Here is a 12,465-nt window from a genome sequence, read left to right as displayed (position 1 = left end):
AGCTACCAAGGCTGCAATTTAAAGCGCCTGCAGTTGCTGACACCGGAAATACAAGCGACGGCATGGTCGCGGAGTTGCCCAGCCTCGATTTCAGTTTGCTATTCAGGGAGCAAGGGTCGGCCCTCGAACCTGGCGACAGCATGACGCACCACCCGGTTCAGCCCTTCTTCGGAGAAGAAACCGCCCGGAATCAGGCAACGCTCGACCAGCACGCGTTGGAAAGCGGCAAAAGTGGCGGCATCTGGCGCGACCGGATTCCGCCAGAAGGCATCCAGTCCATCCTGGAAGGTGATATCAGGCATGTCGTAGATCGCTTGCCCCAGAGCCACCACCGGCACGCCCATGGCCAGGGCCAGGGTGCCGCTGGTGCTGTTGATCGTGACGACGCCGCGTGATTGTTGTGCAACAGGAACGATATCGCCCCAAGCCAGATAATCGACCCGGTCCGCGACACCGAAAAGCGAGGCCATATCGGCCGTTTCCTGTTGCCAGTCGCGCACGCCATTGTCGAGCGGGTGTTCCTTGACCACCAAACGCACATCGGCCGGAGCATGTTTGGCGAAGGATTCGATCACCAACCTGAGCGCATCGGCAACGCCGGCAAAGGGCGAATGCAGGCGAATCTGCGCATCCGAATCAAGTTGGAGCGGGAAAAGGAAATAGGGCTCGGCCGAAGCTGCAAGGCGGGCAATCAATTCCGCGCTGCGCTGTTCGCGTTCCTTGCGCCGGCGCAATTTGCGCCACCATCCCATCCCTTCCACCAAAGGATGCCAGGGCCGGTGGTTGGTCCAGTGCGGATAGCGCCAACGGGTCAGGACATCGGCGGCATTGTAAATCAGCCCCTCCGTCGCTCGGCGGCGGAAAGAAGAATTGACCTGACTGTGCGCAGGAACGGGGGGCAATGCCGCAGCCGTCTCCCGATACCACACCGGATCGCGCGGGAGAGAGGAATGGCCATTGACGCCGCCCAGTTCCAGCGTCACCCAATCGGGTCGAACATAGCCCTCCTCGAACACGTGAACGGGCACTCCAAGCTCGCGGCAAACCCGCGTGGCTGGCATATGATGTTCGCGGCAGTCTCCGAACAACGCCACATCCGTAATGCCGCACTCCTTGATGGTTCGTTCGAGCATCGATGGCCAGTCTTCCAGCGAACCGCAATAATCGATGCCGTTCGGCAGGCGCCAGAACAGGCGGTCCCCACCGTTGAAATTGATCTTGTAGACGCTGTGCCCCGATCGGATCAGTTCCTGGCCGAGGCGGCGGAACAATGGTCCCATGAGACCTTGCAGCAACAGGACGGTCCGCTTGCCTGACTTCGGAGGAGCGCTTGTAGTCCCGTGTGCACCGTCGGTCGCATTGAAGGATAGTTCTGGCATTCAGGAAGCAGGCTCCATGATGACGTCGGAGGCGGACATGTTGGCTGGGTCCCAGAGCCATTCCGGCATGTCGTGGTTATTGCCCAAGCGGTTAGTCTGCCGTGCGTCAGACGGCAAGCCTCCACGATATCCGTGGCTGGAAAAGAGCGCGGAGGTGGCCTGATGACAGCCGGCATCCTGTTCGCTAAGAGATCATATGCCCGACATAAAGGGCCTGAAACCCCTGGGGCATGACGATTTGGACGGCACAGCAAAGCAGTGATGCCTGATGGACTGACATTCGCGGCATTGCTGGTCGGTGCAGCCGTTCTCGACCGGTTGGTATACCCCCGACCCGAGGCGGGCCTTTACCTGTCCCGGCGCAGCATGGCCGGCCTTTGGCTGCTGGCATGGATGACGACGGCGCTGTTCGGCCTGTTCCTCACCTGCTGCGGCAACTTCCCGCTCTCCGCAGGATTGGCGCTCGCATTGCTGGCCCTGCTTGTTCTTGTCTCCAATGCCAAGCATGCCATGCTCGGCGAACCCCTGCTCTTTTCCGATCTGGCGCTGATCGGCGCGATCTTCCGTCATCCCCAATTCTATCTTTCAGCCATCAGCGTCGGGCAACGCACGACGGCAGGGGCCGTGGCCATCCTCCTCCTCGCCATGCTGGCCTGGCTGTTCGTTCCGGCGTGGCAGATGCATCTGGCGGGGATGCTGATCCTTGCCGGCAGCCTCGCGATACTGGCGACGACCGTGCGCGGTGCCCTGCGCCAGGGCCTGGCCGATACGCCAGACGCCTATGCCGATGTCAGGCGTCATGGCCTCCTGCCCACATTGTTGCTTTACTGGCTACGCTGGCGCCACAGCAACGATCCGCCACCTTGCGCCGAAGCCGAGAGACATCCTCCTTCTGCCCCTCATCCACCCCCGGAACTGCTGGTGGTCATCCAGTGTGAATCCTTTGCTGATCCGGTCGAACTGTTTGAAGGCTCCACCATATCGCTGCCGGGCCTTGCCAACGCCCGCGAGAGTGCCTTGCAATGGGGCCAGCTCAAGGTCAGCGGCTTCGGCGCCTATACGATGCGCACGGAATATGGCGTGCTTTTCGGGCGCAGCGAGGATGTCCTCGGCTTCCGGCGCTACGATCCCTTTCTCACCGCGCTGGGCGAAGCCTCCTATGCTTTGCCTGCGCGGCTGAAGGAGGCAGGATGGCGCAGCCTCTTCGTCCATCCGCATGACATGCGCTTCTACAGCCGCGACCGGATCATGCCGGCAGGCGGCTTTGCCGAACTGATCGGAGAGGAGCATTTCGCCCCCGTTGCCGCCGGTGCAGGACGCTATGTCACCGATGCAGCGATTGCCGGGCAGATCGTCCGGCTGGCCCGCGAAGCTATCGGGCCTGGCCTGATCTATGCCGTCACGATTGAAAATCATGGGCCCTGGGCGCCGGACATGCGCACGGGCGGCGATCTGGTTCAAAGCTATCTTCGCCTGGCGCGCAACAGCGACGCCATGCTGAGCACATTGCGGGAGCAGCTTGCATTGCTGAAGCGCCCGGCTCTCCTGGTTTTCTTTGGCGACCATCGCCCCAGCATTCCGGGCGCGACCTCTCCGGACGGAGGACGACATACGCCTTATGTGATGATCCGCTTCAATGAGGCAGGTGACATTGTCCGCGGCGACAACAGGCGCGTAGACCTCACTCCGGCCGAACTGCACCATGCGATGCTTGATCTTGTCCTTGGCGAACCCCTGGCAAGCGTGAACCCTGGCGCGGCTAATGGCCTGGCGGAGACAGCGCCAGCAACAGGCGTTCGCGCAAGGGTCGCGGCAGCACGCGGTCAAACCAGCGGAGCAGGTTGAAGGGCCAGGGCATGATCGCATGCGCTTGCCCCAGGGCTGCCGCGCGCGCGATCCTGGCCGCGACCACATCCGGCTGCGTCGACAACGGCCTGGCCTCTCCAGTCCGCCGGGCAGCCGCCGTGTCGATAAAGCCGGGCGATACCAGCGTCACCTTGACCCCATGCCGCCGCACGCCGATTCGCAGCGCCTCGGCAAAGCGCGCAAGACCTGCCTTCGTCCCCGAATAGGCAGCGGCAAAGGGCAAGGCATGGAAGGCGGCGGCAGATCCGATCATCACGATGCGCCCGTGGCCCCGCCCCGCCATCCGCTCGGCCAGCGCCGCGGCCATTGCGGCAGGTGCGACGAAATTGATCATTCCCAGCCGGGCGACGACGCCCGCATCCTCCACCACAGCGCCAGCCGCGCGAATATCCCCCAGGCCGGCGGCGAATATGGCCAGGTCGACAGGATCGGCGTCGTCTTCGGTCAGCATGGCGTCCAAGGCATGTTCAACATTGCCAAGGTCCAGCGAACGCATCTCTACCGATGCTCCGGCCGCCTCGCATGCCTTGGCGAGGGATGACAGGCGCGCCAGGTCTCGCCCCCAGAGAGACAAGCATATGCCAGGACCAGCATAATGCCGTGCCAATGCGCTGCCCAGTCCACCAGAGGCGCCGGTAATGAAAATCCGCTTCGGGTGGAAACCCATGGTCATACCGATGCACGCATGTAACAGATCCCCCTCTAACCTTGCTTCAACGACATAATTCCTTGACAGACAACGGCGCCTCCTGTTCGAGTTCCGCGTAATGCGCTCTTCCGATCACCAATCCCGACGAATCCGACTGTTCAAAAATGAGCATCTGGAACAGCTTACGCTGATTTCGCCACGAATTTTCGCGCTCGTCTGGGGCATATTGCTCCCGCTGATCGCCTGGATAGGATGGGGGAAAACCGGATTCTGGACAGGGTTCAGCCTGTTTGCGGCGGGCCTCCTCGTCTGGACGCTTTTCGAATATGCGATGCACCGATACCTCTTTCATCTGAAGGTAGAGTGGCCCGCGGCAAGATGGTTTGTCTTCCTGATTCACGGCAATCATCACGATAACCCCAATGATCCCATGCGCGACATGATGCCGCTCTCGGTGAGCCTGCCGGTTGCCGCCCTGGTCTGGGGTGCTTGCCTGATGCTGCTCGGCGGTCCTGGAACCTGGCTCTTTCTGGGGTTCATCCTGGGCTATGTCGTCTATGACACCATTCATTATGCCAGCCACCAATGGCCGATGCGCGGAAAGCTGGCTTCAGCGCTGAAGCGCCACCACATGCGCCACCATTATGTGAACGAGAACAGCAATTTTGCGATTTCGGCCATTTTCTGGGATCGCGTGTTCGGCAGTACGGCCCGGAATTCCAGACAGTCATAGAGAAGCCATAGACAAGCGCCGTTCAGGAGCGCGCCTGCAAGGCCGCAATGGCTTCAGCCACGATCTCGACATGCTCGTTCCACCTCGGCATATGCCAATGTGGCAGGCGAAGCATCTGTGCCATGTGAAGCGGCCCTCGACCAGCATGGTCGAGGATGAGGGCCTGCCAGCCCGGCCCGTCGAGCGGGCTGAGATAGTCGGGCGCATCTCCACCTGCCTCGCGCAGAGCGGGAAGATCGCTGCATATCACCGGCGTGCCGACGGACAGCGCTTCGGCCACGGGCATTCCATAGCCCTCCGCGAAGGAGGGCATCAGCAACGCCCGCGCTCCCCGCAGCAGACTGGCCATACGAGCATCGGAACAGCCGTTCAGTTCCTCGACATGGCCCTTCAGGGCCGGACAACGCTCCAGCATGTCGACGACCTGCTCATTTTCCCATCCGCGACGTCCGATGACGATAAGGCGGGGCACGCTTTGCGGTTCGAGGGTCTGGGCCAGATGACGCCACAGGTTGAGCAGAAGCAGATGATTCTTGCGGGGTTCGATGGTGCCGAGGCAGACGAAATAGGGCCGTCCGCCACCCAGCTGGAAGGGTTCGGCCGCAGGCAGCGTCTCCGTTCCCAGCAGTGCGACATGCACATCCACCCTTCGGCCGCTGCTTTCCAGCCACGGCTGCAATGACCGTCCCGTCGCAGCGGAATTGACGATCACCCCGTCGGCCAGCGCGGCGATAGTCGCGATACGTTGCCGGTGCTGGCTGTCGCCGGATATGCGCGCATATTCGGGAAATTCGATTGGAATGAGGTCATGGACGAGGCACAGAAAGCGCGCCTTCTCGCGGGCCAGGATCCGACGCACCTGTTCCGTGCGGGTCAGATGATGTGGCGAGGCCTGAACATAGACGGCGCTCATGCTGCTGCGCTCAGTCCGCGACGGCAGCAGGGAGACAAGCCATGGCAGGGAAGAAGCCAGGGAACGCCGGTGCGGATTGCCTTCCTGACGGGACCAGCGACTTTCCAGTTCATCAAGATAGGCCAGAACCGCCCGGCGCGAGAGCCGCCCGTAAAGCCCGCAAGGATGAACGGCTGCAAAGGCCAGGCGGTCTCCATAATGGTCCAGGAGACCCCGCGCATAGGCCATTTCCACCCGGTCGACTCCGGAGGGGGTGGAATAGTGCACTCGGGAAATCAGGCGCGAAATATCGAGGATGACTTCACCCGATCGCGACACAGCAGGGGAAAGAGAAGAAACCATCAGAGCTCACTTACCGGGAACCTCGCCTGTAGCAAGGGGATGGATGGAATCGGCTCACCCCACGAAACACCGGTCATTTCGATATCGCAGCCAATATGGAGCCCTCCGCTGATCATTTCATCCACCGGCCCGAAATCCTCTCCTGTCGTAAATGAAGGCTCGGCCGACGGCAGGGTAGAACCGGATATTGACGAAGGGACGAGCCGACTTCATAGCGGGGTTCACTCCCTACCCCGTTGTTCCGAAGGAAATATCGGTTTGAAATGGAACGACAAAGTCAATGCCCGCGGCTGGAAGGTGCCCTTCATCGGCAAATCCCTGTTCCAGATCGGCAAGGAATTGCGCCCCAGGATCGATGCGGTGATCATGCGCAACTCGCTGGTTCCGGATCGGGCGCTGATCGACAAAAGTCATTTCCCATGGGTTTCGGCTCTCGAACGGCAATGGCAAGATATTCGCGACGAGGCAGTCCGTATCCGGACGGTTGATATTCCCTCCCTGGGCGATATTTCCTTCGATCATGGCCGTATCGCCGCGGATCGGCGATGGCGCACCCTGTTCCTCAAGGGCTATGGCTATCAAATGGAAGGCAATTGCGCCCTTGCACCCATTACCGCCGCACTGATCGAGAAGGTGCCAGGACTTGTCACCGCCAATTTCTCCGTGATGGAAGCGGGCGGGCATATACCGCGCCACTGGGGCATGACAAAGGGCATGCTCACCTATCACCTTGCCCTCAAGGTGCCGCAAGAGCGGGAAAAATGCCGCATGCATATAGAAGAGGGCGAGACGGTGCATGTCATGCCCTGGGAAGAGGGGCATTCCTTCATCTTCGACGACATGTTCAACCATGAGGTGTGGAACGAAACGGATGAGGATCGCTATATCCTGCTGATCCAGATCAAACGTCCATGCCGCTTTTTGGGCAACCTGATCCAGGACATCTTCCTCTGGGGCGTGCGTCATTCCCGTTTCGTGCAGGACATCAAGCGCCATATCGATCGGGAGAGCAGAAAGGCCGCCAAGGCGGCATAGATGTTTGGCGTTGGGATTGGTGGCAGGGCGATGTCGATTGGTTCGTCATTCCAGGTGCAATGATGATCGACTGATCGGCCTGTAAGCGGCATGTCCAACCGATCATTATCATGCTGACCTTCCAAGGGCCACAGGTGCCCATTTTTCCATAACTGCCCTCGCCCCGCTCCTCTATCGATCTTGGCGGGCAAGCTTCAAGGGCGGGGGACATGGGGGAGACATCCATCTCAGCGGAACATCTACGAAGGCCGCTTCCATGGTCTCCCGAAATCGGCTTTCCATTTTCCTCACAGCTTCTATGGGGCGCCTGGTATCGGCCATCCTCCTGGGGGCTGCTGGCCAACGGTCCCCTCCTCCAGGCACTGCCCATTCCGCTACTCATCGCCGGCCTTGCGCTGTTGGCGCTGTCGGCACGTTCCATCTGGACCGTCATCAGTCTTTTGACGACCTTGGCGGCTCTCGGCCTCATCCCTTTCCTTTGGGACATTCCGCCCTTCGTCCAGGCGCAATTTCCCTGGCGGCTGCTGGGCCTGATCGAATTTGCTGCAATAACGGCCGTTCTGAGTTGCCGTCCCAAACCGATTCTGTTGGGGTTGGGCTTGGCGCTTGCAGCTTTCTCCTATGTCCGCTGGACTGCTGAAGCAGCGGAATATCTCACCCAACCAGTGCCATACGCCTTGATCAAGCGCGATCTGCCCGATGCCCCCGAATATCTGCCTGCCGGTTTCGACACAAGCCGCATCACCGACTTCGAGCGAAAGCCCGACCTCTCCGAGTGGCGCGACATCAGAGCAAGCGACGAAGTGGTGGCTGACAGGTCAGGCGAGGTGACGATGCGCCGTGCCGTTTTCCCGATCTGGCGCGTCATGCGGGGCGATGAAGTTGTACCTTACCAAGGGCCTGTCATCCACTTTCAGGCACAACCGGGCCACTATCGCATAGAGCGGGTCACTATATGGCAGGAATGGGTTGGGCTGCTTGTCAGCATGGCCAGCCTGCTTCTGCTTGCGGTTGTATTCGCCGCCGATTGCACCACTTGGGCGCCAATATCCTTCCTGAGATCCAGGATTTTCCGTTGGAGCCGTTCAGCGCCGAAACTTCCCTAACCCCCGTTCCAAGATCGACAAGATCGGACTAACCGCCCCGCTTGCTGCTCCCCCTGCGCCATGAGTCGATCATTCCGTCCCCCTCTCTTCCTCGTTCAAGGCTCTTGCCTGTCGGCAGCGACTCTCCATAAGGAACCGCATGACCACGACCCGCCTGTTCGCCCATGATGTCGAAAAGCCTTGGGGCCGCACCGATATTCCTTCAGCTATCGCGCCCACACAGGGCCGCCGCGTCGGAGAAGTCTGGTTCTCGGCACCGACGCCAAGCGAAGGGGCGGCTTTGCCGCTGCTGGTCAAATATATCTTCACCAGCGAGAAGCTGTCGGTGCAGGTCCATCCCAATGACGTGCAGGCGCGGGACCGCGGACTGCAGGGCGGCAAGTCCGAATGCTGGTACATATTGGATGCCGAACCCGACGCGCGACTGGGTATCGGCCTGACCCGCGAATTGACGCCCGAGGCGTTGCGTGCAGCGGCCCTCGACGGCAGCATCGAAGCACTGATGGACTGGAAGCCAGTCCGAGCGGGCAGCTTCTACTATATTCCAGCCGGCACGGTCCATGCCATTGGCGGCGGCGTGACGCTTGTGGAAGTGCAGCAGAACAATGACGTGACCTACCGCCTTTACGACTATGGCCGGCCACGCGCGCTTCATCTGGAGGAAGCCATAGCTGTCAGCGCGACCGCGCTCTATGACCTGCCGGACAGGATTGTTCCGATCACGGCTGAAGAACGGCTGGTGTCGGGCGATGGAGCGCCATTCATCCTGGACCTGATGCAGGGTGAAGCGAAAACCGCGCAACGGATAGAGGGGGAAATGGCATGGTTCATTCCGCTGGCCGGGACCGGCATGATTGACGGCGAGCCATGGCGGCAGGGCGAATGCTGGTTGATCCAGGGAACGGCGGCCTTGACCATCGAAAGCAGGATGAGCGCACTGCTTGCCCGGCTGCCTTGAACTGACATCGACGAATCGGGGGAAGCTCATGCCAGGCGGAGAAAAGATCGCGGACAAGCGGGTCCTGTTCGTGATGGCGGTCGAGGCGGAATATGGTCCTCAGCTCAAGGCCCGCTTCGATCCGCTGATGACGGGAGTGGGTCCGGTGGAAGCCGCGCTCAACACCGGCCTTGCGCTCCAGCGGCTGGACATGGAAGGCGCTCTGCCCGACCTTGTTGTTTCATTGGGATCGGCCGGATCGCGCATCTGTACGTTGGGCGAGGTCTATCAGGTCGCCAGCGTCTCCTGGCGAGACATGGACGCTTCCCGGCTGGGATTCGCCAAAGGCGTGACGCCCTTTTCCGACCACCCGGCCGAAATCGCGCTGCACATGCCGCTCGACATTCGCGCCGCCCGGCTGTCCACGGGGGGGAATATCGTCGGCGGGGATGATTATGCGGCGATCGACGCCGACATGGTCGACATGGAAAGCTTTGCTGTGGTGCGCGCCTGCCAGCGTTTTGGCGTGCCGGTCATGGGGCTTCGCGGTATTTCCGATGGTCCGGGCGAGCTGGCCGACATGCTCGGATGGACGCAATTGCTGGCGCTGCTGGACGAACGATTGGCCGAGGCGGTGGACATGCTGGCCAGCGCGCTTGAACAGGCGAAAAAGCCCGCACCCCATCTGGAATAATGACCGGCCCGAAGCCGGTCAATGCCCTCCAAAGGCGATGATCGCCGCCGACGCGACGCCATCGGCCTCCAGCGCAGCCATGCCACCCAGGTCGGGCAGATCGATCGCGAACAACGCCATCAGCACGGTCGCACCCTGTTCCCTGATCAATTGCGCAGCCGCCAGCGCCGTTCCACCCGTTGCGATCAGATCGTCCACCAGCACCACGCGGGCTCCTTCCGGAAGCTGTCCTTCATGCAGTTCCAGCCGGTCGGTGCCATATTCCAGCACATAATCGATGCCGACCGTCCTGCCGGGCAGCTTGCCCTTCTTGCGCACCGGCACGAAGCCCACGCCGAGCGCATGGGCCAGCGCCGCCCCCAGGATGAAGCCGCGCGCCTCGATCCCCACGATAAAGGCCGGATCAAGTGGCCCCGCATGCGCCTCCATGCGCCCGACCAGTTCGGCAAGGCCGGCGGCGTCCGCCAGCAATGTCGTGATGTCCCGGAACTGGATCCCCGGCTTGGGAAAATCGGGGATCGTGCGGACCAGGGCCGCCAGGCTGTCAGCGCTCATCTTCACCCTCATGGAAAAAGGGGGCCCGGTTTCCCGCGCCCCCTCCGATGTTCAGCTTCAGGCCCCGATCAGGCGGCCTTTTTCTTGTCCGCCCAGATATTCTGGTAGGCCATATAAGCCAAGCCCGTCGCGATCAGCAGGAAGAAGATCGTCGCCAGCCCCGCGCGGCGGCGGTTTTCCAGCTTGGGCTCGGCCGTCCAGGTCAGGAAAGCCGCAACGTCCTGCGCCATCTGGTCGACAGTCGCCTTGGTGCCGTCGCCATAGGTCACCTGACCATCGGCTGTCAGCGGCGGCGCCATGGCAAGGTTCAGGTTGGCGAAATAGGGGTTGTAGTGCAGTCCCTCCGGCGTCTTGGCGTCAGGGAACTCCTTCAGCAGCTCGGCCGGCTGCGCCTGGAAACCCGTCAGCAGCGAATAGACATAGGCGCTGCCATGATGGCGGGCCTTGGTCATCAGCGACAGATCCGGCGGGATCGCATTGTTGTTCGCTGCCGCCGCCGCGACATTGTTCGCGAAGGGCTTGGGGAAATAATCCGCCGGAATGGGATCGCGGGTCGACATCTCGCCCGTCTTGGGATCCACGTCAGGGGTCTTGATCGCCCACTGCTTGGCAATCGCCTTTATCTCCGCTTCGTTGTAACCGATACCCGCCAGATCACGGAAAGCCACGAATTTCAGGCTGTGACAGGCCGAGCAGACCTCCTTGAACACCTGGAACCCGCGCTGGAGCTGCGCCTGGTCGAACTTGCCGAAAGGCCCGTCGAACGAGAAGGCGACATGCTTGGGATCGCGATGGAATTCATGTTCCACCGTGACCGCCGGCGGATCGGTGACATAGGCCACCGCGCCCACCAGGAAGGAAACCAGCAGCCAGCCCGCGAAAAAGAGGCCGACGAGAAATGCGCCGATGCGTATCATTAGTCTTGTCCCCCCTTAACCGGCGTGTGACGGCTGCGGATCGCTGCCCATGCCGGGAAGCGCTTCCCGCTCACCTTCGATCGCATCGCGGCCGAGCACCGCCTCGGTGATCGAGTTCGGCAGCGGCAGCGGCTTTTCGAAGCGCGAGATCAGCGGCAGGATGATCAGGAAATGGGCGAAATAATAAGCCGCCGCGACCTGGGAGATCATCACATAGGGTTCCGCCGCGGGCGCGCCGCCGCAATAGCCCAGGATCAGCACGTCGACGATCAGGATCCAGAAGAACTTCCTGAAGGTCGGGCGATAATTGCCCGACCGCACCGGCGAGGTATCCAGCCAGGGCAGGAAGAAGAGCAGCAGGATCGACGAGAACATCGCCAGCACGCCCAGCAGCTTTGCGGGCACGAAGAAGAAGTCCACGGTGAAGGCGCGCAGGATCGCGTAGAAGGGCCAGAAATACCATTCCGGCACGATATGCGCGGGCGTCGAAAGCGGGTTCGCCTCGATATAGTTATCGGGGTGGCCCAGATAATTGGGCGCATAGAACAGCAGGATCGCGAAGAGGATCAGGAACACGCCCGCTCCGAAACCGTCCTTTGCCGTATAATAGGGGTGGAAAGGCACGGTGTCCTGCGGCCCCTTCACTTCCACGCCGGTCGGGTTCGAGGAACCTGGAATGTGCAGCGCCCAGATGTGCAGGATCACCACGGCGGCGATCACGAAGGGCAGCAGGAAGTGCAGCGAGAAGAAGCGATTGAGCGAGGCATTGCCGGGGGCAAAGCCACCCAACAGCCAGGTCTGGATCGGTTCGCCCACCACAGGGATCGCGCCGAACAGGCCGGTGATCACCTTCGCGCCCCAATAGCTCATCTGCCCCCAGGGAAGCACATAGCCCATGAAGGCGGTCGCCATCATGAGGAGGAAGATGACAAGGCCAAGCAGCCACACCATTTCGCGCGGCGCCTTGTAGGAACCGAAGAAGAGGCCGCGGAAGATATGCAGGTAGACCACGATGAAGAAGAAGCTGGCGCCGTTGGCGTGCGCATAGCGCATCAGCCAGCCGGCATTCACGTCGCGCATCGTCTGCTCGACCGTGCCGAAGGCGACCAGCGTGTTGGCGCCATAGTGCATCGCCATGATCACGCCGGTGACGATCTGGATCATCAGCGCGAGGCCGGCCAATACGCCAAAATTCCAGAAATAGTTGAGATTGCGCGGCACCGGATAACCGGCACCCACCGCGTTGTAGACGAGGCGCGGCAAAGGCAGCTTCTCGTCGATCCACTGCATCGCGGGATGCTTGGGAGTATAATGTTCAGCCCATGGAAAGCTCATGACA

General features: G+C 61.3%; 13 protein-coding genes. 6 read left to right on the top strand and 7 right to left on the bottom strand.

Features of this window, described 5'->3' with window-relative positions; translation table 11 throughout:
* Positions 1 to 98: 98 nt before the first annotated feature.
* Positions 99 to 1,280, bottom strand: a complete 1,182-nt coding sequence (locus MRBLMC3_RS19875; protein WP_363831656.1) for a capsule biosynthesis protein — start codon at positions 1,278 to 1,280, stop codon at positions 99 to 101.
* A 360-nt stretch (positions 1,281 to 1,640) separates the two neighbouring features.
* On the opposite strand from MRBLMC3_RS19875, the gene MRBLMC3_RS19870 reads away from it, so the two are divergent.
* Entirely contained in the window at positions 1,641 to 3,224 is a 1,584-nt protein-coding gene (locus MRBLMC3_RS19870; RefSeq protein WP_363831654.1) for an LTA synthase family protein, read from the top strand.
* On the opposite strand, the gene MRBLMC3_RS19865 is transcribed toward MRBLMC3_RS19870, so the two are convergent.
* Complete coding sequence (locus tag MRBLMC3_RS19865; RefSeq protein WP_363831651.1) at positions 3,139 to 3,918, bottom strand: SDR family NAD(P)-dependent oxidoreductase; 780 nt, start codon at positions 3,916 to 3,918, stop codon at positions 3,139 to 3,141. The two genes, MRBLMC3_RS19870 and MRBLMC3_RS19865, sit on opposite strands and share 86 nt — an antisense overlap.
* A gap of 40 nt (positions 3,919 to 3,958) precedes the next feature.
* Positions 3,959 to 4,306 (bottom strand): hypothetical protein, encoded by a 348-nt coding sequence (locus tag MRBLMC3_RS19860; protein WP_363831710.1) that lies wholly within the window; start codon positions 4,304 to 4,306, stop codon positions 3,959 to 3,961.
* Here MRBLMC3_RS19860 and MRBLMC3_RS19855 point away from each other — a divergent pair.
* Positions 4,226 to 4,627, top strand: a complete 402-nt coding sequence (locus MRBLMC3_RS19855; protein WP_363831704.1) for a sterol desaturase family protein — start codon at positions 4,226 to 4,228, stop codon at positions 4,625 to 4,627. The genes MRBLMC3_RS19860 and MRBLMC3_RS19855 overlap by 81 nt on opposite strands.
* A gap of 22 nt (positions 4,628 to 4,649) precedes the next feature.
* On the opposite strand, the gene MRBLMC3_RS19850 is transcribed toward MRBLMC3_RS19855, so the two are convergent.
* Positions 4,650 to 5,882: a glycosyltransferase family 4 protein gene (locus tag MRBLMC3_RS19850; protein WP_363831649.1), complete on the bottom strand. Its 1,233-nt coding sequence runs from the start codon at positions 5,880 to 5,882 to the stop codon at positions 4,650 to 4,652.
* 258 nt (positions 5,883 to 6,140) lie between these two features.
* On the opposite strand from MRBLMC3_RS19850, the gene MRBLMC3_RS19845 reads away from it, so the two are divergent.
* The 4 genes from MRBLMC3_RS19845 (at position 6,141) to MRBLMC3_RS19830 (ending at position 9,654) form a co-directional block, all read left to right on the top strand.
* A complete protein-coding gene (locus MRBLMC3_RS19845; RefSeq protein ID WP_363831646.1) occupies positions 6,141 to 6,917 on the top strand; it encodes an aspartyl/asparaginyl beta-hydroxylase domain-containing protein in 777 nt (258 codons plus the stop codon).
* A 398-nt stretch (positions 6,918 to 7,315) separates the two neighbouring features.
* Positions 7,316 to 8,023 carry a hypothetical protein gene (locus MRBLMC3_RS19840; RefSeq protein WP_363831644.1) on the top strand — a complete coding sequence of 236 codons (708 nt, stop codon included), beginning with the start codon at positions 7,316 to 7,318 and terminating at the stop codon, positions 8,021 to 8,023.
* A gap of 139 nt (positions 8,024 to 8,162) precedes the next feature.
* The gene (locus MRBLMC3_RS19835; protein WP_363831641.1) at positions 8,163 to 8,981 is read left to right on the top strand and encodes a class I mannose-6-phosphate isomerase; all 819 of its coding nucleotides are present in this window, start codon (positions 8,163 to 8,165) and stop codon (positions 8,979 to 8,981) included.
* Between the two features lie 28 nt (positions 8,982 to 9,009).
* On the top strand, positions 9,010 to 9,654 hold the full coding sequence (locus tag MRBLMC3_RS19830) for a 5'-methylthioadenosine/S-adenosylhomocysteine nucleosidase (protein ID WP_363831638.1): 645 nt from the start codon (positions 9,010 to 9,012) through the stop codon (positions 9,652 to 9,654).
* 18 nt (positions 9,655 to 9,672) lie between these two features.
* Here the strand turns inward: MRBLMC3_RS19830 and MRBLMC3_RS19825 are convergent, their stop codons facing one another.
* From MRBLMC3_RS19825 to MRBLMC3_RS19815, 3 genes are all read right to left on the bottom strand, one after another.
* A complete protein-coding gene (locus MRBLMC3_RS19825) occupies positions 9,673 to 10,209 on the bottom strand; it encodes an adenine phosphoribosyltransferase (protein WP_363831635.1) in 537 nt (178 codons plus the stop codon).
* A gap of 68 nt (positions 10,210 to 10,277) precedes the next feature.
* Entirely contained in the window at positions 10,278 to 11,126 is an 849-nt protein-coding gene (locus MRBLMC3_RS19820) for a cytochrome c1 (protein WP_363831632.1), read from the bottom strand.
* Positions 11,127 to 11,141: 15 nt separating this feature from the next.
* Positions 11,142 to 12,461, bottom strand: coding sequence for a cytochrome b (locus MRBLMC3_RS19815; protein WP_363831630.1), 1,320 nt, complete (start codon positions 12,459 to 12,461; stop codon positions 11,142 to 11,144).
* Positions 12,462 to 12,465 lie beyond the last annotated feature (4 nt).

The organism is Sphingobium sp. LMC3-1-1.1 (genome assembly GCF_040676285.1).
Lineage (GTDB): Bacteria > Pseudomonadota > Alphaproteobacteria > Sphingomonadales > Sphingomonadaceae > Sphingobium.
The sequence above is the reverse complement of the archived record's forward strand: the minus strand, read 5'-3'. Positions and strand labels throughout refer to the sequence as shown.

Coding starts and splice junctions, on each gene's coding strand:
- MRBLMC3_RS19875 (WP_363831656.1), bottom strand. CDS start 1,280: ATGGGACCATTGTTCCGCCGCCTCGGCCAGGAACTGATCCGATCGGGG.
- MRBLMC3_RS19870 (WP_363831654.1), top strand. CDS start 1,641: ATGCCTGATGGACTGACATTCGCGGCATTGCTGGTCGGTGCAGCCGTT.
- MRBLMC3_RS19865 (WP_363831651.1), bottom strand. CDS start 3,918: ATGACCATGGGTTTCCACCCGAAGCGGATTTTCATTACCGGCGCCTCT.
- MRBLMC3_RS19855 (WP_363831704.1), top strand. CDS start 4,226: ATGCACCGATACCTCTTTCATCTGAAGGTAGAGTGGCCCGCGGCAAGA.
- MRBLMC3_RS19850 (WP_363831649.1), bottom strand. CDS start 5,882: ATGGTTTCTTCTCTTTCCCCTGCTGTGTCGCGATCGGGTGAAGTCATC.
- MRBLMC3_RS19835 (WP_363831641.1), top strand. CDS start 8,163: ATGACCACGACCCGCCTGTTCGCCCATGATGTCGAAAAGCCTTGGGGC.
- MRBLMC3_RS19830 (WP_363831638.1), top strand. CDS start 9,010: ATGCCAGGCGGAGAAAAGATCGCGGACAAGCGGGTCCTGTTCGTGATG.
- MRBLMC3_RS19825 (WP_363831635.1), bottom strand. CDS start 10,209: ATGAGCGCTGACAGCCTGGCGGCCCTGGTCCGCACGATCCCCGATTTT.
- MRBLMC3_RS19820 (WP_363831632.1), bottom strand. CDS start 11,126: ATGATACGCATCGGCGCATTTCTCGTCGGCCTCTTTTTCGCGGGCTGG.
- MRBLMC3_RS19815 (WP_363831630.1), bottom strand. CDS start 12,461: ATGAGCTTTCCATGGGCTGAACATTATACTCCCAAGCATCCCGCGATG.